Source organism: Croceitalea vernalis, assembly GCF_031846405.1.
In the GTDB taxonomy this organism is placed as follows: Bacteria; Bacteroidota; Bacteroidia; order Flavobacteriales; family Flavobacteriaceae; genus Croceitalea; species Croceitalea vernalis.
In genome coordinates this window covers 958,350-982,890 of sequence record NZ_JAVRHU010000001.1, presented here as the reverse complement: position 1 = coordinate 982,890, position 24,541 = coordinate 958,350, and the positions used below count along the sequence as shown (strand labels likewise).

Genomic DNA, 24,541 nt, shown 5'->3' with positions numbered 1-24,541 from the left:
TTCTCAAAAGTATAGTATAAAGTTTGTCAAGCTTTGGGGCTTGCAGTACAATACAGGGTTTGGTCCGTTTCTATTTAGAAATAGAGTCATTTACTACTTCGCCTAAAGCATTCAGCTCTTCATCTAAGTAGTACAACCCATCAAGGTAAGGAGTATATTTTGAAATTGCAGTTCCAAGAGTATTCTCTGAAAGTTCACCCTTTTTATTATAACGTTTTATTTGTGTATACATTCCTGAAGGCTCTAACTCATATTCATAAATAGCGGTGCCATATTCATCTTCTATTGGCTTCAAATCAGTTCCAAAATAGGATGTTCGAGTAGTTTCCCCAAGTGAAGCCCATTCATATTCGATTTTATGATATCCATTAGGGCCTATTGCAGGTTTTGATTTTTTATCCAAATATTTTAGGTATACTGTATGTCCTAATTCATTCAAAGCCCAAAATTCAAATGACACTCCGTCATTATTATTTGTCCTCCTATTATATTCATTAAAATAAACATTGCCTACTTTATACTGGCGTTTATTATAAATATAATTAACTGCGCTTACACCTTCTAAGTTTCTGATTCTTCTATTAGACGAGTCATAGTATTCTGTTCTTGTTAAGTTGTTGTATTTATTATAATAGAATCGAGTTATTGCAACACCTTTTTTCAATTTTCCATTTGATTCATATTGAAATTGAATTGAATCTAAACCTGCATTGTTTAAAACAAATTTCGTTTTAAATACCCCATTTAATGAAGTTGACTTCTTATTTATATCATAATTTCTCCGTTCTAATAGTTTCCCATCCTTTCTATATTCATAAATATTGTATGTAATTCTATCAGTTGCAATAGCTAACTCGTTATTTGCATTAAAATATGTGGTGCTTGATTTATTTCCATTTTCATCGTATTCCCATTTAATTATTGCAACGTCTGACTCAAATTCTTTAAGGCTACCGATAGAGTCATAAGTTGAAGTTTCAATTGTGTTGCCATGCTCATCGTATTGATATCTGTATTCAACAATGCCATCATCCATTTTTGCAAAACTACCATCTACATCTAGATAGATTTCTGATATCATTTTATTTCTTCTGTTAAAACGTTTTTTAGTTATCGCAACATTATTTTCGTTTTGTACTATATCACCATAAGCATCTAAATTTTGCTCTTTTATTATACTATCTCCTTCATAAATGTACTTGGTTGCACCCCATAAGTCATCACTGTATTTTAAAACATAGTCTGGATAATAATAGGCTAGTAATTGTATTCTACCTAATGAATCATACTCTTTTACTTGTTTAAAATAATCGTCATTAGCAATAATCGGTTGATGAGTTTTATTAAATCTTTTTATCAGAATTTCTCTATCAAATAAGTCATATGTATATTCATAAATAGAAGCCCCATTATCATCGTAAGTAGGCTTACCATCTTTATTTAAAGATGTTACCTTAATAACGTTACCCCTCTCATCGTAATCATATGCAAGATGGTAGTCTCCTAAGTGAAAGGCAAAATTTTCTTTTTCATCATATAGACGGTAATAAATTTTTCTGTTTTCTTCATTATAAACTAACTCACGTCGAGCGATATACTCCTTGTCATTCTTTAATCTTCTGCGCTTATCATAATTCTCAATAAGAATAGTCCTTTCCTTTTCGTCAAGAACTCTTTTCTGATGATAAACACCTTCCTTGTTTAAGGTTATTCTCCCTTTCTTATCTAAATATGTAGAATAGTAGGACTCTGTATTGGAATCATATCTCCATATGGTTTCATAAATAGAATTCTTTTCAATTCTTTCCCTATTACCATTAAAATAATGAGTTGTCAGATTGTTTTTTGCGTCTAAACTGCTTACCCTTAAACTAACTTTTAAATTTTGATTATATGATTCATCAGAATTTAAATAATGAACTTCAAAAACATCCTTTTCTTTTTCTATTATTTTAGTAATCGCAGTTTCAAAATATCCCCCATTAATCAGTTTTCCATCTTTGAAAAACTTAACTATTTTCTCCTTGTGTCCATTATATAAGATTTCATAAGTCTCTCCATGCTTAATATCTTTTTCACCAATTGGGTAAGAGGTTAATATCTTATGTGTAAATGTGAAATAAATACTTCGAAAAAAACGAGTGCGATTCTTTGAAAAATCATAATATTCATAAATATCCTCATTTTCATAGTATGAAGTTTGTCTTAACCAATCATCTATTTTTAGCTCCCATTGTCTCTGTTCTTTCCAATTACTATTGTGATCTGTAATACTATCATAAGCCTTTTGAAGGCTATCTAATTTTTTTATATACTTTATTTTTAAATCCTTTATGGTTTTTAGCGATAAACCCCCTAAACCTCGACTTACTAAATCTTTTCGTAACAGTCGTGCGCAATACTCGGTTATATTAAAATGATACTGCTCATGGTTAAGAACATTGTAACTATCGTACTCATCTTTTAATCGTTCAGAAATATTAGGATTCATAAAGGCGTAGACCTTTGAAGTATTTTCAGTAATTAAATTTGGGCAGGCAATATTAGAATAAATTGTTGCAACATAATCATCATCCATATTTCTTACTTCTGTAAAATCATCCCAAACTAAAGAACCCTCAGACCATAATAACATTTCTTTATCGCCAGAACTTATTTTATGAGTAAATCCAAATATCAGGATACATATGAATATTATAATTGATAGTATGATGTGAAATCTAGGCTTCATAACTATCAACTTTATTTTTAAAAATCATTTTGTATAACAGAAAAGGGATATAAGTAAAAAGCATTAGTAAAATTGAAAGAAATACCTCTAATCGAATTGTCTGCATGTCTACTTCCGACCCTCGAAAACTTATTGTATATAAACGGATACAAACATAGAGCAGAGTTGCATAAACAATCGGAAGTTTAAAAATTATTCTGCTTGTATCTGGTAATGCCATCCCATGATAATTAACAATCAACATCAGAAAATAGCAAATTATAACAGACAGCGCTATCCAAAAAAATAACACTAATCCATTGGTGTATAAATACTCCATTGAAAATGCAATAAATAAAGTATTAAGAAGAACTGAGCTACTAACTTTTAATAACGTTTTAGCTAAAGTATCAGAATCTGAAGACCGAACCATTCTAATTGGCTCTTTCTGTTTTGGGTTTAAACCGTATTTATTCTCACTTATCTCTCCATCTTTAAAAATAAGCCATAAACCATAAAAAGGAATCAATTGATAAAATCCACTGTTTCCCAAATCATGACATCTTTTTGCGCCTTGTGCCATAAAAAACCAAATAAATACAACATATAAAAGAAAGAAAACAACTCCTCCTTTTTCTAATTCTTGCCAAATAAAAACTGCCGTAAAATAAAGTAGAATGTATATTAGATAGCTTACACCATATTCGAGTCGTCTTATACGACCATCAAAAGAAAAAGGAGATTTAAACATGTTTCTTAAGAGTGGTTAAGATTTTTTAACTAACGAATATAATTGATTAACAAAAAAGATGGAATTTCTTTCTTTTTCATGTTAAGTATTTTGGTTGAATGGTTAGTATTCAGTATCATTTAATGTAAACAGCAATTTTGTAATTAAACCTTATGATGTTAACTAAGCTATTCACATAATATTTTGGACTTACATATGCCTTATCCATAAAATCTAAACTAACAAAAAAGCAATCTCTTACAGAAAACCGGAAAGGATTTAAATCTGTTGAAAAATAACCAATGCTAACGTTTAAATTTTACCCTGTTTCACAAGTTTTGCAATTAGGTGATGTGTATTTTTTGCTCCAAATTCATCAAACAGCTTACTTACCTTTTTATCAATGGTACTTTCACTATTTGGCGAGATATTCTGTTTTTTAAGCTTTTCAGAAATTTCTTTTTTGGTCGAACCTTCGGTAAGGTCTTTTAAAATCATCATATCATATTTATCCATCTCAAAAATATTCCCATTCGTATTTAAATTTAATTGCGGAGACACGAAGGTTCTATTTTGATGAACTTCTTGTATGGCGTTCATTAAATCATTAATACTATTACGGCCTTTACAGACATATCCATTTATTTTTTGTTCAGAGAATAAAGAATTAATCTCTATCGGATTATCAATCATAGAATTTACAATCACCTTAATCTCTGGATCTATGGTTCTTATAGCCTGTACTAATTCTTTCCCTGAGGTAAGTCTTCTAGGTACATAACTTTCTTTAAAAGTTAAATCGGTAATTAGTAGGGAATACGGCTCGCCTTTTTCAAAGGCGACTTTAAACCTGTTATAAGCTTTGTCACAATAAAGTTCATCTTGTATAATTGCCGGCTCAAATCTGCGCTCCAAAGCTTCAACAATGCCTTTATTAGTGTCTTGAAAATCTTCGGAAATCAATATTTTGTTGAACATAATAGGCCTTTTAATTCGGAATTTCTACTAGGGCTTCAAAGCCCTTATCACTAATCGAATCAAAAATAATAGTTCCTCCAATGGCTTGAATACGCTTTTCTGTATTTCCTAAACCATTTTTTAAAAGTAGTTGCTTTTTTGACGCTCCAATTCCATTATCTAAATAACTGATTTTCAATACTTTCTTAGATGGTACAAAGGCTAAAGATACCAAGCTAGCTTCGCTATGTTTTTGCATATTAATCATTAATTCTTGAAGCACTTTGTAAAGCGTTTTCTTTGTTATTGGCGATATTTCAGCCCAATCAACATCAGTACTACCCGTAACGATTAATTTTGTGTTTTTGCAATAATTACCAATCATGGCCATCAAGGTATCCTTATAAGCAGGACCAGTATCAACATCATTAATTTCTCTTGAAATATCTCTACTTTGATTATAAAGATCATCAACAACATTAAGAACATCAGCGCTATCAGTACCGTTCTGCAATAACATCATCGCGTGGTTTAGTTTACCTCCAAAATCGTCATGAAGTTTTCTAGATAGCTCAGCTTCCGTTTCAAAAATAGCCTCTAATTTGGCAGTTTTATTTTGTTCTTTTAAACGTTTTGTTCGTTGTGCAAAGTAGTGACTCAAAAATCCGATAGTGAGTAGCAAAAAACTACCAATAGCTGAGAACGCAAGTTTCTGATTACGCTGTTTTACCACTTCCAATTCTTTTTCAGCATTCTTTTTTTCTAAACGTAAATTTTCTTCTTGACTTACCTTATCATCATATTTATATTTAGCAAACTGGGTCTTCACTTTTAAACCATTTTGATACAAACTATCTTGTAAAAACAGATACCGAACATAATGGTCTACCTTCTTAGATTGCAGAGCCATGAGAAACTTTAAAGCATCTTTTTCGGCTCTAGGTATTTTTAAAGTTTTAGAAAGTTGAATCACCGAATCAAAATAAGTAATCGCTTTTTTAGAATTCGTTTTACTGTAAAATTCTCCTAGATGGGTATAGCTAGCTATTTGACCACGTTTGTAGTTGTTTTGTTGTCGAATACGCAGTGGTTCTAAAAAATCTTTGACCCTTACAGGATTATTATTGAGCCACTTTGCGTAAGCTAAGTTATCTAATACACGAGCGTATTCTTTCTGGTTTGCAAATGAAATAGAATCTTTAATTAAACTGGTTAAAATTGAAATGGCTTTGTCATATTCTTGCTGATCAATATATAGCGCTCCCAGATTATTTTTATAAATTAATTTGAACGCTTTGCTTTGAGTCGTTGTTATGGCTTGGTTATAATACTTAATGCCATCACTAAAATTTAATAATTTTCTATGGTTGGTTCCTAAAGTATTAAAGGCTCCGGCAAGTGCTGTACTATCTTTGGTTCCTTCTAAAAAAGGCAATGCATCAGTTAAGGTTTCTTTACTCCCAAAAAAATCGTTTTGATCCTTTTGAATGGTAGCCATATTAAGTAAATTTTTACCTATCCAATTACTATCTCTTAATTTTTCAAAATACCCTTTTGATAAATTGTAATTTATAAAAGCACTATCTGGATAACTGGTATAACTATCAAAATAATAAGCCATTAAATAATATTGCTCAGCCAGATAATAGTCATTTTCATTTCCGCTGACTTTGGTAATAAAGTGCTGATGCCACAGTTTTAAACTATCATATTGTCCAAGGGCTAAATGAAGCCAATTTTTCTGATATAAAACCTGGCCGTAAAAGGCTTCGTCAAGCGATAATTTATTAGAGTAGAATACCTTATTTATAGTAGCAAGCCTTTCTTCTTCGGTAATTTTTAAGTTTTGTGATGCTATGAACAGTAGTTGTAAACGATCATCAATGTAATTACCATTTACTGCTTTCTCTTGCGTATTACTACAAGAGACCATAAATACTATAAAAATGAAAAAAATAGTTTTCTGCAATGGTTAGGTTTAAAAGCTGTGCCTTCATTAAAAGGCACAGCTTAAAGTAAGTAATTATTTTGCAATTAATTACTACCTGCTTGTGGTGGCGGAGGCGGAGGCGTATTTCCATCATCCCCTTCCGTTGCAACAGTATCATAAAGACTATCAGATTCAGCTACCGAATCAGTATCACAGGAGAATAACATAGTATTCAAAACCAGTGCCATTACGGCTATAACTATTCTTTTCATATTATTTTCTATTAAAAATTTGACAAGGGAGTGGCCGTCTGAGGTTCTCTCAGATTCAATTTTTACCAATCCTAATTTGAGTTTAGAGCACTCCGTTTTTTGGAAAGTGAAAATCGTATGTGGTAGTTTGAGCTACTTTCCAATTGGCCAAAATTTAGCCACATTACAGATTTCCGTAAAGATGATTTTTCTAGAAAAACTATGTTAGCAAAGCATAGTGAATCAATCTTAGGAACAAACTTATGCGGGGTAAATTGTTATTTTTTTGATGATTCCAAGAATTCTAATAGTTCCTAAGAATTCCATACCAATTCCAAAAATTCTAACCATACCATGGAACTAAAGACAAGTAAAAGTTATCAAGAGGCTGTTTTAAAACAGTACAAAAACGAACAAGGAGGAGAAATGAGTTTTTATTTGGCGCAACCAACACCCAGCCAAATTAGAGAAGCTTGTTTAAGCCTTTTAGAAAAGAGAAAATCAAAACACGACCAACGAATTCTTCATCGTTTTTTTCAATTTGAAAATGAAGAAAATAGGTTTAACGAAATTCAAAAATTTGACGGTGACAAATTCAAACCGGTAGTCAATTTTTTAAAAGGCGGTGTTAAAAAAACACATGTAAAAAATATAGAGCTTATTAGTTGGTTAATTGATTTTAAACCTAGGCCCTATCAAGAATATATAAAGCCAGAAGCTTCCATTGTTGAAGAAGATGCAATCGCCTCTGATAATATTGATGAACCAAGTGGGGGTAGGTTAATCAATTTAAGGCAATTTTTACGCAAAAGAGATAAGCTGGTGAACGAGCAAAATAAACTAGAAGCGAACGAGCCTCGCCGGCGGCGAATAACCATTTCAATAAGTGTGGCGTTTGGTATACTCATGTTCTTGTAGCGCTTAAGAAAACTTAGTTAGCTAGCATTACGCTTTTCTGTAAGCCTTAACCCTTTATTCTTTTTAACTAGCACACGCGAAGCATAACACTGACTAACACAACAATTCATAGTCAAGATTAATTTAAAAGTTACTATAAACAAGGACTAGCAACCATTTAGTATTCGCATAGTATACTGCTAAAAATCATTTATAGTAACTATTTGTTGCCGTTTTCGCGAATGTCCCCTAAAACCGGAATAGAGTAACAAGTAACTATATCCCATTGTTGCCACACATTTGAGAAAAAACTATGGAATTAAACACAGTCAATCAAATTCGAGAAAAAAGAGATGAAATTCGAGAGCAAATTAAGGATTTGAATTTGAGAGACTATGGTGATACAAAATATGGTAGTGAAAGCGAATATACTTTCAAAGGCCTTATAGGTGGAATTGAAGCTTTACTTACTGATATTTCTACATTAACTCGTTATCCATCCAAATTTGCCAAAATTTCAACCTATACAGAGAGAAATAATATACTCAAGTATTTAACAAGAATAGACACTTATTTAGAGAGTCCTACCAATTATATTACTCAATTTGAAGCTTTAAAGGTTCTTTTAAGAAGCTTTAATGTTCGTTATTTCGCAGAAAGACAAATTGAATTTGAAAAAGAGATTGAAGATGTTCGAAAGATAAAACTTCAGTTACAACAGGTTTTAGTTGACACAAAACAATTAAAAGACGAAATCGATGAAAGTAACACAAGTATTGAAGAAAAATTGGAAAAAAGTAAAAACAAGCTTGAAGAAGTAGAAAATGAACTTGATACAATTATTACTCGTAAAACTGAGTTAACAGAGCAATCAGAAACCTTAGAATCAATAAACACTAATTTAGAATCAATTAAGGAATCTGCATCCGAAAATCTTAGCGAAATAAAAGAGTCCCAAACTGAAAGTAAATCAAATGAAAAGTTAATTACTTCGTTTGCAAATAGGGTTCAAGACAGGGAAAAAAGATTAGATGATTTAGAGCAAAAAACAGAAGAAAACAATAAAAAATTATCCGAGTACGAAATAGAGAGAAAGGATATTTTAGAAGAAGCTAATTATCTTATCGAATCATCTAAAAAGGCTTTAAACTATACAACAGCAGAGGGAATTAGTGCATCTTTTCAAGGACAGTACGAAAACTCGAATAACAAATGGATTTTTGGGAGTTGGATTTTAGGAGCTGTAGTCTGTCTAATTGGAACTATTTGTTTAGGTGTTTGGATTTTACAAGCGAATCCAAATAATATTGGTGTTTTAGTTGGTAGAATTTCATTGCTTCCATTACCAATAATTGGAGCAATTTTTTGCGCAAATCAATACACAAAGCAGAAAAATATTATAGAAGATTATGCTTACAAAATGGTTCTATCCAAAGCCATTGTTGGATTTTCAGAGCAATTAAAGAAAAATGGAACTGATGGAAATGAAGAGTATGTTCACTATATAAAAACAGCTCTTGAAGAAATTCATAGAGACCCATTAAGAAAAAGAGAATCGAAAAAATCAAGTGAAGTGAAAGAATCAAGCTTAAAAGATTTAGTCGAAATGGCTGAACGAATAGTAAAAATGACGAAACTTGAATAAAAACGTGTGGCAACAACGTATAGCTCATAGCTAATCAGTTGCTTAGTCGAAGTTAAAGCCTGTTTGGAAAGTCGCCAAATTTTTAAATTTGACGATTTCAAATAAAAAATAAAAATAGTAAAATTTAAAAATCTGGCTTATGGTTCAACCGAAAAACAATCGTTAATTTATACGCTACGAGCCATATACAAGACCGTTAGATTTAATAGAGCATGGATAACATTAACATAAAAATCAAATACACTATTCTGATAGGAGGCACTCTGCTAACTTTTGGAATTATTATTTTCATTGCCATATTCAGAATTGACCTGTCAACTTTTGATAACTACATTAAGATTGTCTCAGCGGGAGTTACAATTACCACTTTGATTTATGCTGCTCTCAACGTTCATATGATTCAAGAGCACAATCAAAGTCAAATTGCGCTAAAGAAAAAGGAGGTCTCTTTATTACTAGTAAGCCAATATAACACACCTGAAATGACGACCTTATCAACTTTAAGTGCCCAACTAAAAAAGGATGTCGAAAAACTAGAGGCGAAGGAAGTGGCTGAATATCTTCAAAAAAATAAGGAATCTAGAAAGGCCATGGTTGCAACTATGAACTTTTACGAGAAACTTGCAATTTCAATTGATCAAGATTTGGCTGATGAGTCATTATTGAAAGAATTCTTCAGGGGTATAATTCAAGATACATATAACGTACTTAAGGCATACATTGAATATCTAAGGAAGGAACGTAAAAACCAGAAAATATTTGACAGATTCGAGGAGCTTGCAATAAAATGGAAATAAGACTAAATCTAACAAAATCTATAGTGAATGCGCTTTTGAGCTTTTTTTAACTTTCTATGCAATCATTTTCTCTGGTGCCATTGAAAATTGTGAGCGAACTCACCATTCATAGGCGTTAAGAATAACAATATACGATTACTAGTAAACATTTAGTATTCGCACTGTATACTACTAAAAATCAATAATAGTAAGTATTTACTGAGGTTTTAGTCAATTACACCTAAAATAGAGATAAACGAACCTAAGTATGCTTAGCCAATTGTTACAAACAATTAAAACCAAAATGATATGCCACAAAAATTCACAAAAGGAGATGTAGTTAGATTAAAATCTGGTGGACCAATAATGACAATAGAAAAATATAAATTGGAAACTGGTTGGGATTATAGTAAAGAAAGTGACCACGTTGTCGTTTGCACTTGGTTCGACAATGACGGTAAATTAGAATCTCGGCCTTTCGAACAAGACGCTTTAGTTAAAAATGAAGATGAGTAAAGGAAAGGTCATAACATTTATAGTGTTTTTGCTCGTATTAATAGCAATTTTCGCTTTATATCCGATTGTGCTCGCTAGAGAATATCCTGATTTAACCGATAGAGGGACATTTGGAGATTCATTTGGTGCTTTAAACGCAATGATTTCAGGATTGGCTTTTGCAGGAATAATATATACCATTATCCTTCAGCAAAATCAATTAAAGATGCAGAGTGAAGAACTTGCATTGCAAAGAAATGAACTGGAACTGACAAGAAAGGAATTAAATCGTTCTGCATCTGCTCAAGAGAAATCTGAACAAGCATTAGCAAAACAAGCTGAGAATATGGAATTAAGTTCCAAAATATCTCTTTACACAGCTATGCTAAATTCATATGCTGATTTAATTTCAAAAGATTCTGGAATTAATTATCAGGAAAAACAAAGAATAAGAAGTAAAATGAAATCATTGTCTGCCAAACTTGAAGAAATTGGAGATGAAATGATAAAATAACTGTTTGTAACAATGGCTTTAAGTAATTGCTTGTTCTCGCCTATTTGCGAAAATTTTTACTAATCCAATGGTCGCGCCACGCAACTAATCAAACAAAAACACGTTGAATAAGTTCAAATAAAAGATTAAAATTCAATTCATGAGTAGTACAAAATATTTAGTTCTTGCGTTTTTCACAATGTCATTTCTAAGTTATTCGCAAGAGTATTTTGAGGGAAAAATTCATTATACCATTGAATATGAAACAATCAATAAAAACATACCAGATGGCTACCTAGAGACCCAAATGGGCGATTCTTTTAATGCCTTCGTCAAAGAAGATAAGTACATTATGGTCCATAATGGAACAGGCGAGCTTGGCGCTATGAAAACAATCATCAGATTGGATGAGGGCTTCTCATATGTAATCTATGAAAACTCCGATACCATTTATAAATCTCCTCTAAACCTCGAAAAAAATAAGCTCTTAATATTAAAAAAGGTTACTAATGAAAAGAAAGAGGTTTTAGGTGAAATGTGTGACTATGTTTCTATAGACTACGAAAATAATGACCCAAATTCATTTTTCAAGGTTGTTCGAGGCAAGCATTTTTTTAATCCAAAATACAAACTCAACCCTGAAAAGTATAAAAACCATACTAGTGGTTTTTGGAATCAATTTGTTGATTTATCACAGTCCATATGTATTAGAAACGAGCACGAATATGAGGGTCTTTTTAAGTCGGTTTCTTATGCCACTGAAATTAAGCAAGAAAATATACCCGAAGCAATGTTCTTAATTGATAGTACAAAAATAATAAAGCAGGTAGATTAATTTAATTCAACTAAACCATAAAAAAATGAACAAAACAATTGTGACCTTGATTTTGGCTATAGCAACAATGACCTTTTGTAATGCCCAAAAAATTGAAATGGAAAAAGTATTTGGCGGATACAAATACACTCAAGATGGAAATTTGATGACCATGAAAGGTTTAGTCAAAACAATGGAATCTGATCAACAAGCGTTTGACTTAATAAAAAAAGCACAATCGAACAATACTCTAGCTTCAATTATTGGCTTTGCTGGTGGTGGACTAATTGGTTGGCCCATTGGAACTGCTATTGGTGGTGGAGATGCGAACTGGACATTAGCAGGAATTGGTGCCGGACTTGTAGCAATTGGAATTCCAATTCAGTCAAGTGTAAATAAAAAAACAAAACAAGCTGTTGAATTATATAATTCATCACTAAATTCAACCTCCTTCTATGAATTTAAACCTGAATTTAAAGTTATAGCTAACGGAAACGGTATTGGATTAGCAATGAATTTTTAAAAATCACCTACAATACTGCCTATTAGTAATTGCTTGTTCTTGTCTGCTTCTGAAAATCTTAGCGGATATTCAGTTAAAGTGTACTTGTATAGTTAATCGCTAACCAATGCAAACAATTAATAACAGAGACCATTGCATAACCTTAAAAACAAAAAACCAAAATGACAAGAGAGCAACATTTAAAATTCTGCAAAAAATGTACAAACAGAAGACTTGATATGAAGGTCGGACTTTTATGTAATTTAACAGGAGAAATGGCCGATTTTGAAAATGAATGTAAATCTTTCAAATTAGATGAAACTGTAATAGAGAAAATTGACGATACTGAAGCTGTTGAACATAATGACTTAATGTATAAATTATCTGATAAAAATTTAGAGAAATTTAGATCTGAACAAGAGTTTCCGAAAGCCATAATAACCGGAATAATAGTTGGAATAATTGGAGCACTTTTATGGGGTGCTATTACAGTTATGACTGAATTTCAAATTGGATTTATGGCAGTAGCTATTGGTGCTGGAGTTGGCATTTCAATGAGGATTACTGGAAAAGGAATTGACCAAATTTTTGGTATTTCAGGTGGTATAATTGCATTAGTGAGCTGTCTTTTAGGAAATTTCTTCAGTATTATTGGATTTATAGCAAATTCAGAAGGTTTAGGTTATTTGGAAACTTTAACCTTGTTTGACTACAACCAATTAATTCCTATAATGACTGAGACTTTTAGTGGAATGGATTTATTGTTTTATGGAATTGCCGCTTATGAAGGTTATAAGTTTGCGTTTAGAACATTTACCGAAAAAGAATTATACGAACTTGAAAAATAACCGTTTGTCAAGAATTCATAGTAAAAAGAAATACCCTGGATTAACAAACCAATTATCTTAATTTGAAGGACTATGCTTCCACCAGTCCTAGGATTGAAATTAAGTTTACTTTCATTAGTAATTATTAATAAAATATAAATGACAAAAAGAGATTTTTTTAGAGTTATAATTAGATTGTTTTCTCTCTACTTATTACTTCTCACTATTTTTAATTTTATTCCAACCAATGTCAGTTACTTATTTTTTGAACCATCGGTATGGCCCATTCTAATTATTATTGGCTCAGCTCTTTTTATGATCATGTTATTTTTATTCTTACTTAAAAAAACAGACACTGTTATTGATGTTTTGAAACTTGATAAAGCCTTCGACGACGAAAGAATAGAATTTGGTAATCTGGGCAGTGAAGAGATTGTGAAAGTAGCATTGATTTTTATTGGTGGTTTTTTGTTGTTAGACCATTTACCAGAGTTTTTACATTACTGTTATTTAGGTTTTAAGAAAGAAGTTTCTGCTACAGGATTAAGCCCACTAGAATCTACTGGTTTAACTGGTTATTGGGATTATTTCAGATGGTTTGTTGCCGGAATAAATTTAATTATAGGCTACCTATTACTATCCAACCTAAGCAGAGTTGCTAATTTTTTAATGAAATTAAGACAGCATAATAAATAGGCTTAATTTGATATAAACCAATAAAATTGACCAACTAAAATTTTTAAAACTAAATGAAGCAAGGACGAAGAAACTTTTTAAAAGTTACATCAATAGCCTTAGCAGGATTAACCATTGACCCTTTAAGAGCAGTAACCACAAATAATAACTTCTATGTTAATCGTGCTTTGGGCCTCGCATTTTACAAACCTAATAACTGGCACTATGTTAAGGTTTCAGATTTAGTTGAATTAAAAAAGAAACTATCATTAGCAGATGAATGGAAAGATATCGAGCAATATGTTTGGGAAAATACAGGCGAACCAATATGTATAATTGCTAAATATGACCAAAATAACCCGCAAAATATAGGCAAATATTCACCAAGTATTGCTGTTTGGGCTGAACCGAAATCGGATTATGAAGAATATAACTTTGAGGGTTTAGTACAATATTCAGATACAATGGCATCTGCAAGAATGAATTATATTAAAGACTCCGATTTAATTAATAAAAAATATGTATCAACAAATGGTAATGTATCTATTATAGAATATGATTTGGAATACACCTTGCTTCATGAAGAATTATCAAAAGCACTAAGAGTACAGACAAAAATGGTTTATGCAGAACACGGTTCTTACTACTATTGTTTTGATTTTGTCGATTGTAAAGAAGCTAATCAAGTTGAAGAAGATGAATTTAATCGATTTAGAGAAGGTATTAACCTCATCTGACTCCTTCCAATTATCTATTTTTTATTTTATCAAGTAATACAATACTATAATAACTAATACTGGAACAAGAATATAAACCAATATTAAAGGGAGTCCGTCCTTCATAGCCTTCCAAAACTTCTTGTGAAAATCATTATTCAAAAACATAAATGGAATCGTTGATGTGACCTTTTAGTCAATGATTAAAATTTCATAACAAGCCTGAAGCTATTCAAAAAGACGGAAATAAAGCCATAATACCAAAGCCTTTAGTCTCTACTTTTTGAAATATCAAATGATGCGACAAATGGCAGGTGGTCAGAAACTTCATCCCGATATTTAGCTTGTCCCATTCCCATAGTCCAATGCATTGGAAATAAACGAAGACTTCCTTTGATATATTCAGTACTATATCTTTTACTAATGGCAAAACCATCAAGTAAGTTTTCTCGACCAGATGGTAAGATATGCGAATAGCGTTCTTGAAGATCCCACGAGGAAACAAAATCCATGATATCATCTCCTCCGAGCAAATGAAAATTACTAATGTCTTGACCAGGTATCATGTTGAAATCTCCCATCAACAAAACGTCGGGATTTCGGTCGGGACCACCTCTTAAATTTTTGATATATTCCCCTATCACCTTACATTGCTCATCTCTAATTTTTTGATTCTCTAAAGTTCTTCCTGACTTTAAATGAACTCCTATTAATTTCGTACTAAATTTACCTAGTACTACATCACAAAGAAAAGCCTTCCGATACCCTGGGTTAGCTAAGTCTGAGCCCTGTAATAGTTCTACATTGCTAATTTCGACACCTTTTTTAAATAAAACTCCAATATGCATAGAACCATGATTGGCGTTTCCTCCGGTTGGGCTTTGTTCCTTAAAAACATAATCATATTGCACTTGGCCATCAGACAAATGGTTTGCTAGACTTTTTAAATGATCTTCATTTTTGATTTCCACTAGGGTAATTAGCTCAGCGTCAAGTAATTTTAGACCCTTTGCCTGTAGTTGTATTCGTTCCTCAGAAAGAGGGTTGAATGTTGCTAGATTCCATGCTGCAATTGAGGCAGTCGTTTTTGTAAAATTGTTAGTTGCCATAATTATAAGAATTTAGGTTTCAATTAATAATAAAATTAAGCGCGATAAATTTTCGCGATAACGTCAAAAAAAGGGGGAATGGATTACAGTAGAATTACTGTTAGGTATAACAATATAAATTTACTAAATATTGAATCGTCGATTCACAGAACCATTTAAAATAATGGTTAAATTCAAGAAATATTATAACAATACCGCCTAATGAAAAATAGCTATTTAAAGATGCCTTTCAAGACTTAGTTGTAATCTTTTTTTGACAACTAATATCTGTCTGGTTTACTGAATTCTTTATTCAAAAAATCCAATACCAATTTATTAAATAATTTTGGGTCTTCCTGGGGAAACCAATGTGTGGTCCCTGGAAGTATAGCTAGATGTGCATTGGGGATAGATTGGAAAATCTTGACAGTATGTTCGTCTTTTATAACATCATGATCACCCGCCACTACAAGAGTAGGTGCTTTAATTTGTTTCAAATCAGGAAAATCTATTTGAGGATAGTTTGACAACAAGTTGTAAAGTTTATAATTGATGCTTTGGGAATCCGTGCCCTTAGATTTCATTTCTTTAAGTTTTTGCCTGTGACTTTCCAATCGTTCATCAAGCAATCCATCAGGAAAGATATTGGCTCCCATAGCAACCAATTTTTTAACTCTTTCAGGATAGTCTTTTGCCAGAATAATACCGATGATTCCCCCATCACTCCAGCCTACTATATCTACTGAGTCCAACTTTAAAACATCCATCAACCCTTTGACATCTTTGGCTTGGTTGACATAAGTTAAAGTATCCTTATTGTCTGATGAGTTTCCCCTTCCCCTACTATCAATTGCTATTACCTTAAAGTTTTGAGCAAATTCATCGATTTGATTGATATAATCCCCTATCGACTGACCCGCTCCGTGTAGAAGAAGAAGAGGATCTCCCTTTCCATAAATCTCATAGTATATATTGACACCATTTACTTCAGCATAGTTGCCCATTTCTTTATTTGCACCTGGTACGCCTGTCCCGACAATTTTAAGAACTTTATTTTCTTGGTTCTCTTTATCATTCTCGATATTAATCGAAAACTGGTTTACCAAAGAGCTATAGTAGTCCCCCCAGATATCCTGTCCAGTATCAGTTTCTTCCTCAAAACTCGGATTTACCAAGGGGATTTCTTTCCATTTGTTTTCTTTAGTTTTTATTCTTAGTAGAATGTCGTCAAAATAAAAAAGACCGTTGTTCATGCAAAAAACTCCCACTACTAAATGTTTGGCAGTTTCGTCTATTTTACCATTAATTTTGAAATGCTTCCAAGAATTTCCCACTTCAAATTCATTATACGGGTTCGAAAAGAAACCACCTGAACCATCTTTGGTATCTACCCTTGCCCATATTGATGATAAGCCGGATTCATTACCGGGGTTCTTTTTTAGAAGACCAGACAACTTAAACTCCATACCTAGATAGGCATCAATATTGACAACTTGAGAAACTGAGGTCCAGCTATTATTGAATCTTTCCTGAGCGCTTAGGCCAAATGCAAAAGCCAGTATGGCGGTCAATGTTATAAATTTGATTTTCATCCTTTATTTCAATTTTCCAGATTCTTTCAAATATCCTTTTAGAATTACACCAAATAACACAAGCCAAATTAAGCGATATATCCAAATATTTAATTCAATACCAAAAAAATCACCTGTGTCCCCCATTCCAAAAAAACTATAAATTATGGTTATCAAGGCTATTATCAACCCGATGATAAATAATGTTTTTCTCATTGTAATCTTATTGGGAGGTTAAATTACACTTATTATAATAATTTGCTATTTCTTACAAGTCTATTGCTCTAAATTAATTGGTATCAGCTTAGGCGAGTTGGGTTTATGTTTAACCCGAAGGAAAATTGTAGATTTTTAAATAGTTCGGAAAGATTTTTACCAAAAAAATCCCCAACTATCTTATTTTTAAATAGTTGAGGATTTGTAAAGTACTCGAGGTGGGAATCGAACCCACACTCCAAAGGAACTGGATTTTGAATCCAGCGCGTCTACCAGTTCCGCCACTCGAGCATGATAAATTTTAAACGGATTGCAAAGCTAAAAAATAATTTCATTTCAAAAACTAAAATTCATACAATTATCCTTTAGCAACCGAGATTAATTTTTAAATTTGCACCTCTTTTAATAAAAAGAAGTTAAAAGGCTTAAAAATAAAAGTTTAGCATGCCGTATCAAGTTCCAGAACCTAAAATTTTTGCTTGTACCCAGAGTACCGCTTTGGGCGAAAAAATTGCGGCTTCTTATGGTGCAGAGCTTGGTAAAGTAAAATTTTCAAGATATAGTGATGGCGAATTTCAACCATCATTTGAAGAGTCTATTCGTGGTGCGCGTATTTTCATTATTGGTTCTACCAACCCAAGTTCTGAAAATTTAATGGAAATGTTGCTCATGATTGATGCTGCTAAAAGAGCTTCAGCAAGGCACATAACAGCGGTTATGCCCTACTTTGGTTGGGCTAGACAAGACCGAAAAGATAAACCAAGAGTACCTATTGCTGCGAAATTGGTGGCAAAAATGCTAGAAGCTGCCGGGGCTACAAGAATCATTACCATGGATCTGCATGCAGATCAAATTCAAGGGTTTTTTGAAAAACCAGTAGATCATTTATTCGCTTCCACATTATTTTTGCCGTACTTAAAAGAATTAGGCTTAGATAACTTATGTGTTGCTTCGCCTGATATGGGTGGTTCAAAAAGAGCCTATGCCTATTCAAAAGCCTTAGAATGTGATGTGGTTATTTGTTACAAACAACGTGCTAAAGCCAATGTGATATCACATATGGAGCTTATTGGTGATGTGACGGGCAAAAATGTAGTTCTTGTAGATGATATGGTGGATACCGCAGGCACCTTAACCAGAGCGGCTGATTTAATGATGGAAAGAGGTGCTTTAAGTGTTAGAGCAATTACCACACATGGTTTGTTATCTGGCAATGCTTACGAAAGAATTGAAAACTCACTTTTAAAAGAATTAATCATAACAGATTCTATACCAAGTGAAGTAAAGAGTGATAAAGTAAAAGTTTTGAGCTGTGCAGATTTGTTTTCAGATGTAATGAATCGAGTGCACCACAATACTTCAATATCATCAAAATTTTTAATGTAAAGGCAGACCCATCCCTTAACATTTAGGGGCGCCAATAACGGGTAAATAAAGAATTATTAATATTTAATTTATATAATGAAGTCAATTACTATCAAAGGATCCCAAAGAGAAAGCGTGGGCAAGGTTTCTACCAAAGCTCTACGTAATGCTGGAAAGGTCCCTTGCGTGATATACGGAGGGGAAAAACCATTACACTTTTCAGCTGATGAACTAGCGTTCAAAAAATTAGTGTACACCCCTAACGCATATACTGCTGTAATTGAGTTAGACGGTGGTGAAACATTGAAAGCTGTATTACAAGACATTCAATTTCACCCAGTAACTGATAAAATTTTGCATATTGATTTTTATCAATTATTTGCAGATAAAGCTGTTACAATGAACATTCCTGTTCGTTTAGAAGGAAATTCACCAGGGGTAAGAAACGGTGGTCGCTTATTATTTAGAAAAAGAAAACTTTCTATTAAAGCCTTACCAGACCTTTTACCTGATTTTATCACGATTGATATTTCAACACTTAAAATCGGTCAAACGATTGCAGTTGAAACCTTGTTAAACGATGATTTTACAATTCTTCACCCAGACAGTACAGCTGTTGTTCAAGTTAAAGCATCTCGTAATGCAATTGAAGATGAAGAAGATGAAGAAGGAGAAGAAGGAGCTGAAGGTGGTGATGCGCCAGCAGAAGCACCGGCTGCAGAAGGAGCTGAATAAATTTAGTTTACTGAAAAAAGAAGCATTCAAAATCAAGTTGAAAGACTTGATTTTGAATGCTTTTGTATTTTTGAAGAAATTCAACTTCCATGTTAAAATGGTTCTCATCCATTTTTAAATCGAAAAGTGAAATTCTGAGCGAAACAGATATCATGAAAAAGTTTTTAGTCGTCGGATTAGGTAATATTGGAGCGAAGTATGAAAACACACGCCATAATATTGGCTTTAAAGTATTAGATGAGCTTTCTAAAAGCCAAGAGTTCACTTTTGAAGACGCGAAATTGGGAGCAATTGCCAGCTTTAAATTTAAAGGCAAAAGTATCTTATGCTTAAAACCAGCTACCTACATGAATTTAAGTGGCAAGGCGGTGCGGTATTGGATGGAAAAAGAAAATATTCCTTTAGAGAACGTGTTAATTATCACTGATGATATTAACCTCAGCTTTGGAACAATTAGACTAAAGACTAAGGGTAGTGATGGTGGTCATAATGGACTCAAAGACATTCAAAACACCCTACAAACTGCTACATACAATCGTTTCAGGTTTGGTGTTGGTGCAGATTTTGGAAAAGGAAGACAGGTAGATTTTGTTTTAGGTGAGTGGAATGGTGATGAAATGCAGCAAATGCCGGAGCGACTCAAAAAAGCCACAGCACTTATACTTTCCTTTATTTTTGCTGGAGTTAAAAATACCATGAACCAATTTAATGGCAGGTAGGGCTACAATACTTTAAAATCAAAGACACCAGAATCTGAGGTGTTGCCTTCATTATCTGTCGTGATAATTTTCCAATAATACGTTGTCTCAGAAATAACGCTTACTGTTCTTTCTTCTATTTCGTTAGTTAAGGTTAATGATTCTGTTGGTGGGTTTTGCTCTGAAAAGAAGACCTCATACTGTACGATATTATCTTCAACATCTCCTCCTAGCCATTTTAAAACAACTTCATTAGTCGAGTTCATTAAAACGGTAGAACCCGGTTTAGGCGTTATCACCTGTGCTGGAAAAGGAGCATATGTGGTTTGCGAGCCCGCATTATAAAACAACCAATTATCACTTGTAGCAGAAATATCAGATCTATTATTGGACGAGGTTACAGACCAAGAAAAAGGAGCTCCTTTTTCAATTGAAAGGGCAACCGAAGTAGAAGCAGATGTTATTGCCTGTGGGGTATTTGTGTTTAGGTTAATTACCGTTAGGGTAAATAAATCAACATTTTTGGCTGGCATCCATTCAAAAGTTACCTGGCTTAAATCTTCATTTATACTCACTCCAGTCGTGCACTCTGAACTTTCTAAAGGAAACAAAAGCGTAGCCCCTTCTGGTGGCGGAGGTGGACCGTCATCATTGCTACAGCCAACTGCCATTACAAAAACCCATAAGTATAAAAACTTTTTCATCGCTTTATAACCTTATACGTATAACGCACATTATTTGAAGTTAATACGGCATAATACAGTCCATTTGGCAAATAAGAGAGATTAACGTTTAATTCTTTGCCTTTTTGCTCATAAGTTTTGCTAAAAATTAATTGTCCGTTTAGGGCAAAAACCTCAAAGAATGCCTTTTGGTCATTACCATTACCCTGAATGGTGACATATTCATCAACCGGATTAGGAAAAAGTATCGGTTTCTCAGCAACGATTATTTGTTCTTCATAAACGCCTTGACAAGGCAAGGAAGTAAAAACCTTCAAGGTGTTATTCCCGTTAATTAAATCGACCGTTATAGTGTTTTCAATAGTCTGTACGGCTACCCCATTGACTTCAACAGTATAAAACTCAGACCCAGATAAATCAATCTGAAGACTTTGTGAATCAGGTAATATTTCAGTTAATACCTCCAATATTTGAGGCTCTACTATGACTACTTCAAAACATTGTGCTCTATAGGTGATAGCCTCGTCGCTACCATCTACACAAAGGGTATAAATACCAGAAGAAAGGCCTTGAAAAGAATGATTGTTTGTAAAATCAACAATTAAATCTACCCCATTACCTGATAAACTTGCGGTATAATTTATGGCCGTGTCAACTACTTCAATTTGAATACTACCATCATTATTTGTAATACATGATTCACTCTGTATCGCAATATTAAAATTGTTCTGCGCGAAATCATTTAAAGGACAACCAGAGGTGTCCACTTTTATGCCTTTTGGTGTACCTAAACATAAATCATCACCATCATCAAATACCCCATCTTCATCCTCATCAGGTCTAAACAAACCTTCTACACAAACATCAAGTGAAAATGATTCTAGAGCACCACCATCAGAAGCAGCGGTATCTTCAATGGTTAATATCCAATCACCTAAAAGTGACTCTCCATTAAAAGATGATAAAGAACCCAAGGGTCTTATTGTCCCTTCTAAAGCAGGATTACCGCTACAATTAATCGGTACCCCATCATCATCAAAAATGACATTCATATTATTTAAGCTTCCGCATGACTTGGAAGTTAATACGACAGTACTGCCTAATGGCGAGGTTAAACTAATGATAAGGTCTTCTAAATAGGTATGAGAAACTTCAAGGTTTACATTGATGTCTGAAACCCTTAAATCTTCAACAAAACTAATTTTTGAAGTTATGGTCGAAGGAGTCTCAACTACTATTTCAACTGGTTGTTCATCAGTATCAAAAGCTTTACAATCAATAACAGATGTTGTGAAAGTAAAGGCCGGGCTAAAAACTCCTTGTCCACAGTCATTTATGGGTCGAACACGCCAAAAATAAGTTGTTTCCGATGCTAGATTAGAACTTTCAAAAGTAGCAAAAGTCACTACCGCAGTTTCCACAATTGTTGTGAACAAATCATCAGATGCTATTTGAATTTCGTATTGCTTGGCATTTTCATCTTCAATCCATGAAAAGTCTGGATTTACAAAAGTTGCAGTGGCTTCATTTAAGGGTGAGGTTAAAGTCACTGTTTCAAAATTATTTTCAAAAACACTTAGGGTAATGCTCGTACTGCTGCTAAAACTTGGTGCAGTAGCAATGATTTCAATTGGGTATGCGCCTGAATCTAACGACGCAATATTTGTGATGTCTAAGGTTACCGGAGTGGCATTTGCTGAAGCTTGAATTGGCGAAAAAATCGAAGTTAGCCCATCTGGTACATTGGCACTAAAACTAACTGTTTCGGCAAAGCCATTAAAAGTCTCAAAGGTGAAGGGAATTTGTAAATTATCTGGTGTACAGACCTCAAAAACCAAGTTATCAAAATTCAAAACTACGGCAGACGAAGAAATCGTAAAATCAACAGTATTGAGTGCAAAAAAAACGTTGTCACTAGCTTTCACCATTATTCGTGCACTGTTCGTCGCTTCACCCGGAATTTGAATTTGTGCCGAACCATTATTAGGTATATCATCTGCGACCAAGAATGGAAAATTAAATCCACCATCTATAGATACATAAATATCAACCAAAGTGGTATTGATTTCGGTACCATTAGTATTTGCTACTTCCCATGTAACCTCTTGAATACTACCAGCATCATAAACCTCACTTGCATTTTGTGAAGTAACCACAAAAGGGCCAGCATCATTAACAACACTAACGGTTACCATGTCAGAACTTGTTTGACCAACTTCTGAAGAATTGTCTCTTACTGTAAGCGCGAAGTTTAAATCGCGCTCAATATTTGATATGGTTTCCCAGGCATCATTTATATCCGGATTTGACTGCTCTAATTGGTTATTGACGACCCGAGATAGCCGAGGAAAATACCTATCAGAACTTGTTGATGGTGGTAATGATCTAAAGTTTGCACCAACCACATTATCAGGACCAAAAGTCGTTGTGGTGACAACTCCATCATCTACTTGCTCCCAAGTAAAAGTTAATACATCATTACTATCTGCATCACTCGCATTACCAGAAAGTACAAAAGGCGTTCCTTTGGGTATTTTAAAATTACCAATTGGTGTAATTATGGGTGGCTCGTTGCTTAACGAGGTGGTAACTGCGCAGGAGGTTGTCTGCAAAAAACTAGCTATTTGTACAATACTGTTGTGATGAAAATAATCATCTCCATTGCCAGCAACATTGTTTCCATCCACAATCCCCGCATAACCCATAATAGTTGTACCACTAGCAGGTTCAGCTTGTACCCCGGTATTTTCCGACTCAAAAGACCAAGTATGGTTAGCTCCAAATTGGTGCCCAAGTTCATGCGCCACATAATCTAAATCAAAAGCATCTCCTTCAGGCACTAAGGCCGATGAAAAAGCACTTCCTTTTCTATTATTAGCGCATACAGAGCCAATAAACCCGGCATTTCCATTGTCATTATCTTTATGAAATAGATGACCTACATCATAATTATTTTCACCGATTCTTGTAGTCAAAACATTTTGAACCTGAGCATTAAGGCTATTGGTATATGGATCTGTAGATGGGTCGGTGTAAATCACCCGATCGTTATTAGCAATTAATTCTAATCGTACTCCTAAATCAGTTTCAAAGACCTCATTAATTCTTGTTAAAGTAGCATTAATAGCAGCTAAAGCATCTGAAGTTGCGCCCCCATGATACGCGGTATACTCACCTGTTGCTGATACCGCAATCCTAAATGTTCTTAAAGTTTGATCGTCAATTAAAATCCCTTTTTTAGTTTTATTTTGAGCACGTTTTAAATCTTCGGTTTTACATTCAAAAGAAGATTTATGAAGGGAGTTTTTAAAGACCTTGTAGGGCTTTTTTCCTTTGGAAACTTTCTCAATAAAAACTGATTCACCTTTAGCATGATCGACAAACATGACTTGTAAGCCATGATGTGAAATACTAAATACAACTTTTCTATCTCGCGCCTTATTCCACCCTACGAAAGATTTAATATGCGGATATTTAGCGGAAAGGTCAGGGTGAAAAATAGCTTTTTCTTGAATCTTGAAAGACTCTAAATTCCCTTTCATATTTGGAAAATAGACTGTTTGAGCATCCGCAAAAAGAGCTTTATTAAAAAGGGTGTTATTTAATTCAAATTCTAAATTTTTATTAATTGTATCTGAAACGGTGGCCTGAGTAGAAGAAATAACAGGCTTCCAATATTCGTTTTGCGAGAATCCGTAAAACCAGCTAAAAAATATGGTTATTGATAAAACAAGATGTAATTTAGCTTTCATCCAAAAATGGGGGTG

General features: G+C 33.4%; 23 protein-coding genes and 1 tRNA gene. 13 read left to right on the top strand and 11 right to left on the bottom strand.

Features of this window, described 5'->3' with window-relative positions:
• Window positions 1-70: 70 nt before the first annotated feature.
• The 5 genes from RM520_RS04500 to RM520_RS04480 form a co-directional block, all read right to left on the bottom strand.
• Window positions 71-2,731 (bottom strand): hypothetical protein, encoded by a 2,661-nt coding sequence (locus tag RM520_RS04500; protein ID WP_311387124.1) that lies wholly within the window; start codon window positions 2,729-2,731, stop codon window positions 71-73.
• Window positions 2,721-3,461, bottom strand: coding sequence for a DUF805 domain-containing protein (locus RM520_RS04495; protein WP_311387123.1), 741 nt, complete (start codon window positions 3,459-3,461; stop codon window positions 2,721-2,723). Before RM520_RS04495 ends, RM520_RS04500 begins: the two co-directional genes overlap by 11 nt.
• Before the next feature lie 291 nt (window positions 3,462-3,752).
• Complete coding sequence (locus RM520_RS04490; protein WP_311387122.1) at window positions 3,753-4,418, bottom strand: DNA-binding response regulator; 666 nt, start codon at window positions 4,416-4,418, stop codon at window positions 3,753-3,755.
• 10 nt (window positions 4,419-4,428) lie between these two features.
• Window positions 4,429-6,366 carry a tetratricopeptide repeat-containing sensor histidine kinase gene (locus tag RM520_RS04485; RefSeq protein WP_311387121.1) on the bottom strand — a complete coding sequence of 646 codons (1,938 nt, stop codon included), beginning with the start codon at window positions 6,364-6,366 and terminating at the stop codon, window positions 4,429-4,431.
• A 65-nt stretch (window positions 6,367-6,431) separates the two neighbouring features.
• Entirely contained in the window at window positions 6,432-6,599 is a 168-nt protein-coding gene (locus tag RM520_RS04480; RefSeq protein ID WP_311384508.1) for a hypothetical protein, read from the bottom strand.
• A 333-nt stretch (window positions 6,600-6,932) separates the two neighbouring features.
• Here RM520_RS04480 and RM520_RS04475 point away from each other — a divergent pair, with 333 nt between their 5' ends.
• The 10 genes from RM520_RS04475 to RM520_RS04430 all read left to right on the top strand — a co-directional run bounded on the left by RM520_RS04475 (window position 6,933) and on the right by RM520_RS04430 (window position 14,439).
• Complete coding sequence (locus RM520_RS04475) at window positions 6,933-7,496, top strand: hypothetical protein (protein WP_311387120.1); 564 nt, start codon at window positions 6,933-6,935, stop codon at window positions 7,494-7,496.
• A 292-nt stretch (window positions 7,497-7,788) separates the two neighbouring features.
• Window positions 7,789-9,120, top strand: coding sequence for an AAA family ATPase (locus RM520_RS04470; RefSeq protein WP_311387119.1), 1,332 nt, complete (start codon window positions 7,789-7,791; stop codon window positions 9,118-9,120).
• A gap of 212 nt (window positions 9,121-9,332) precedes the next feature.
• Window positions 9,333-9,917, top strand: coding sequence for a DUF4760 domain-containing protein (locus tag RM520_RS04465; protein WP_311387118.1), 585 nt, complete (start codon window positions 9,333-9,335; stop codon window positions 9,915-9,917).
• A 288-nt stretch (window positions 9,918-10,205) separates the two neighbouring features.
• On the top strand, window positions 10,206-10,412 hold the full coding sequence (locus RM520_RS04460) for a YodC family protein (protein WP_311387117.1): 207 nt from the start codon (window positions 10,206-10,208) through the stop codon (window positions 10,410-10,412).
• A complete protein-coding gene (locus tag RM520_RS04455; protein WP_311387116.1) occupies window positions 10,405-10,905 on the top strand; it encodes a hypothetical protein in 501 nt (166 codons plus the stop codon). The genes RM520_RS04460 and RM520_RS04455 overlap by 8 nt, the downstream gene beginning before the upstream one ends.
• 139 nt (window positions 10,906-11,044) lie before the next feature.
• Window positions 11,045-11,719: a hypothetical protein gene (locus RM520_RS04450; RefSeq protein ID WP_311387115.1), complete on the top strand. Its 675-nt coding sequence runs from the start codon at window positions 11,045-11,047 to the stop codon at window positions 11,717-11,719.
• A gap of 25 nt (window positions 11,720-11,744) precedes the next feature.
• Window positions 11,745-12,221, top strand: coding sequence for a hypothetical protein (locus RM520_RS04445; protein ID WP_311387114.1), 477 nt, complete (start codon window positions 11,745-11,747; stop codon window positions 12,219-12,221).
• Window positions 12,222-12,382: 161 nt separating this feature from the next.
• Window positions 12,383-13,048, top strand: a complete 666-nt coding sequence (locus RM520_RS04440) for a hypothetical protein (RefSeq protein WP_311387113.1) — start codon at window positions 12,383-12,385, stop codon at window positions 13,046-13,048.
• A gap of 138 nt (window positions 13,049-13,186) precedes the next feature.
• A complete protein-coding gene (locus tag RM520_RS04435) occupies window positions 13,187-13,723 on the top strand; it encodes a hypothetical protein (RefSeq protein WP_311387112.1) in 537 nt (178 codons plus the stop codon).
• 53 nt (window positions 13,724-13,776) lie between these two features.
• Window positions 13,777-14,439: a hypothetical protein gene (locus RM520_RS04430; RefSeq protein WP_311387111.1), complete on the top strand. Its 663-nt coding sequence runs from the start codon at window positions 13,777-13,779 to the stop codon at window positions 14,437-14,439.
• A gap of 248 nt (window positions 14,440-14,687) precedes the next feature.
• On the opposite strand, the gene RM520_RS04425 is transcribed toward RM520_RS04430, so the two are convergent.
• The 4 genes from RM520_RS04425 to RM520_RS04410 all read right to left on the bottom strand — a co-directional run bounded on the left by RM520_RS04425 (window position 14,688) and on the right by RM520_RS04410 (window position 17,584).
• Entirely contained in the window at window positions 14,688-15,527 is an 840-nt protein-coding gene (locus RM520_RS04425) for an exonuclease/endonuclease/phosphatase family protein (protein WP_311387110.1), read from the bottom strand.
• Window positions 15,528-15,787: 260 nt separating this feature from the next.
• Window positions 15,788-17,098 carry an alpha/beta fold hydrolase gene (locus RM520_RS04420; protein WP_311384498.1) on the bottom strand — a complete coding sequence of 437 codons (1,311 nt, stop codon included), beginning with the start codon at window positions 17,096-17,098 and terminating at the stop codon, window positions 15,788-15,790.
• A gap of 3 nt (window positions 17,099-17,101) precedes the next feature.
• The gene (locus RM520_RS04415) at window positions 17,102-17,293 is read right to left on the bottom strand and encodes a hypothetical protein (protein ID WP_311384497.1); all 192 of its coding nucleotides are present in this window, start codon (window positions 17,291-17,293) and stop codon (window positions 17,102-17,104) included.
• A gap of 210 nt (window positions 17,294-17,503) precedes the next feature.
• Window positions 17,504-17,584, bottom strand: a tRNA-Leu gene (locus RM520_RS04410).
• Between the two features lie 153 nt (window positions 17,585-17,737).
• Here RM520_RS04410 and RM520_RS04405 point away from each other — a divergent pair.
• The 3 genes from RM520_RS04405 to pth all read left to right on the top strand — a co-directional run bounded on the left by RM520_RS04405 (window position 17,738) and on the right by pth (window position 20,112).
• Complete coding sequence (locus RM520_RS04405) at window positions 17,738-18,679, top strand: ribose-phosphate pyrophosphokinase (RefSeq protein WP_311384496.1); 942 nt, start codon at window positions 17,738-17,740, stop codon at window positions 18,677-18,679.
• 75 nt (window positions 18,680-18,754) lie between these two features.
• Complete coding sequence (locus RM520_RS04400) at window positions 18,755-19,393, top strand: 50S ribosomal protein L25/general stress protein Ctc (protein WP_311384495.1); 639 nt, start codon at window positions 18,755-18,757, stop codon at window positions 19,391-19,393.
• 89 nt (window positions 19,394-19,482) lie between these two features.
• Window positions 19,483-20,112: an aminoacyl-tRNA hydrolase gene (gene pth, locus RM520_RS04395; RefSeq protein WP_311387109.1), complete on the top strand. Its 630-nt coding sequence runs from the start codon at window positions 19,483-19,485 to the stop codon at window positions 20,110-20,112.
• A 2-nt stretch (window positions 20,113-20,114) separates the two neighbouring features.
• On the opposite strand, the gene RM520_RS04390 is transcribed toward pth, so the two are convergent.
• Both RM520_RS04390 and RM520_RS04385 read right to left on the bottom strand, forming a co-directional pair.
• A complete protein-coding gene (locus RM520_RS04390; protein WP_311387108.1) occupies window positions 20,115-20,795 on the bottom strand; it encodes a hypothetical protein in 681 nt (226 codons plus the stop codon).
• A complete protein-coding gene (locus tag RM520_RS04385; RefSeq protein ID WP_311387107.1) occupies window positions 20,792-24,526 on the bottom strand; it encodes a zinc-dependent metalloprotease in 3,735 nt (1,244 codons plus the stop codon). The genes RM520_RS04390 and RM520_RS04385 overlap by 4 nt, the downstream gene beginning before the upstream one ends.
• Between the last annotated feature and the right edge of the window lie 15 nt (window positions 24,527-24,541).

Coding starts and splice junctions, on each gene's coding strand:
- RM520_RS04500 (WP_311387124.1), bottom strand. CDS start 2,731: ATGAAGCCTAGATTTCACATCATACTATCAATTATAATATTCATATGT.
- RM520_RS04495 (WP_311387123.1), bottom strand. CDS start 3,461: ATGTTTAAATCTCCTTTTTCTTTTGATGGTCGTATAAGACGACTCGAA.
- RM520_RS04490 (WP_311387122.1), bottom strand. CDS start 4,418: ATGTTCAACAAAATATTGATTTCCGAAGATTTTCAAGACACTAATAAA.
- RM520_RS04480 (WP_311384508.1), bottom strand. CDS start 6,599: ATGAAAAGAATAGTTATAGCCGTAATGGCACTGGTTTTGAATACTATG.
- RM520_RS04475 (WP_311387120.1), top strand. CDS start 6,933: ATGGAACTAAAGACAAGTAAAAGTTATCAAGAGGCTGTTTTAAAACAG.
- RM520_RS04470 (WP_311387119.1), top strand. CDS start 7,789: ATGGAATTAAACACAGTCAATCAAATTCGAGAAAAAAGAGATGAAATT.
- RM520_RS04465 (WP_311387118.1), top strand. CDS start 9,333: ATGGATAACATTAACATAAAAATCAAATACACTATTCTGATAGGAGGC.
- RM520_RS04460 (WP_311387117.1), top strand. CDS start 10,206: ATGCCACAAAAATTCACAAAAGGAGATGTAGTTAGATTAAAATCTGGT.
- RM520_RS04455 (WP_311387116.1), top strand. CDS start 10,405: ATGAGTAAAGGAAAGGTCATAACATTTATAGTGTTTTTGCTCGTATTA.
- RM520_RS04450 (WP_311387115.1), top strand. CDS start 11,045: ATGAGTAGTACAAAATATTTAGTTCTTGCGTTTTTCACAATGTCATTT.
- RM520_RS04445 (WP_311387114.1), top strand. CDS start 11,745: ATGAACAAAACAATTGTGACCTTGATTTTGGCTATAGCAACAATGACC.
- RM520_RS04440 (WP_311387113.1), top strand. CDS start 12,383: ATGACAAGAGAGCAACATTTAAAATTCTGCAAAAAATGTACAAACAGA.
- RM520_RS04435 (WP_311387112.1), top strand. CDS start 13,187: ATGACAAAAAGAGATTTTTTTAGAGTTATAATTAGATTGTTTTCTCTC.
- RM520_RS04430 (WP_311387111.1), top strand. CDS start 13,777: ATGAAGCAAGGACGAAGAAACTTTTTAAAAGTTACATCAATAGCCTTA.
- RM520_RS04425 (WP_311387110.1), bottom strand. CDS start 15,527: ATGGCAACTAACAATTTTACAAAAACGACTGCCTCAATTGCAGCATGG.
- RM520_RS04420 (WP_311384498.1), bottom strand. CDS start 17,098: ATGAAAATCAAATTTATAACATTGACCGCCATACTGGCTTTTGCATTT.
- RM520_RS04415 (WP_311384497.1), bottom strand. CDS start 17,293: ATGAGAAAAACATTATTTATCATCGGGTTGATAATAGCCTTGATAACC.
- RM520_RS04405 (WP_311384496.1), top strand. CDS start 17,738: ATGCCGTATCAAGTTCCAGAACCTAAAATTTTTGCTTGTACCCAGAGT.
- RM520_RS04400 (WP_311384495.1), top strand. CDS start 18,755: ATGAAGTCAATTACTATCAAAGGATCCCAAAGAGAAAGCGTGGGCAAG.
- pth (WP_311387109.1), top strand. CDS start 19,483: ATGTTAAAATGGTTCTCATCCATTTTTAAATCGAAAAGTGAAATTCTG.
- RM520_RS04390 (WP_311387108.1), bottom strand. CDS start 20,795: ATGAAAAAGTTTTTATACTTATGGGTTTTTGTAATGGCAGTTGGCTGT.
- RM520_RS04385 (WP_311387107.1), bottom strand. CDS start 24,526: ATGAAAGCTAAATTACATCTTGTTTTATCAATAACCATATTTTTTAGC.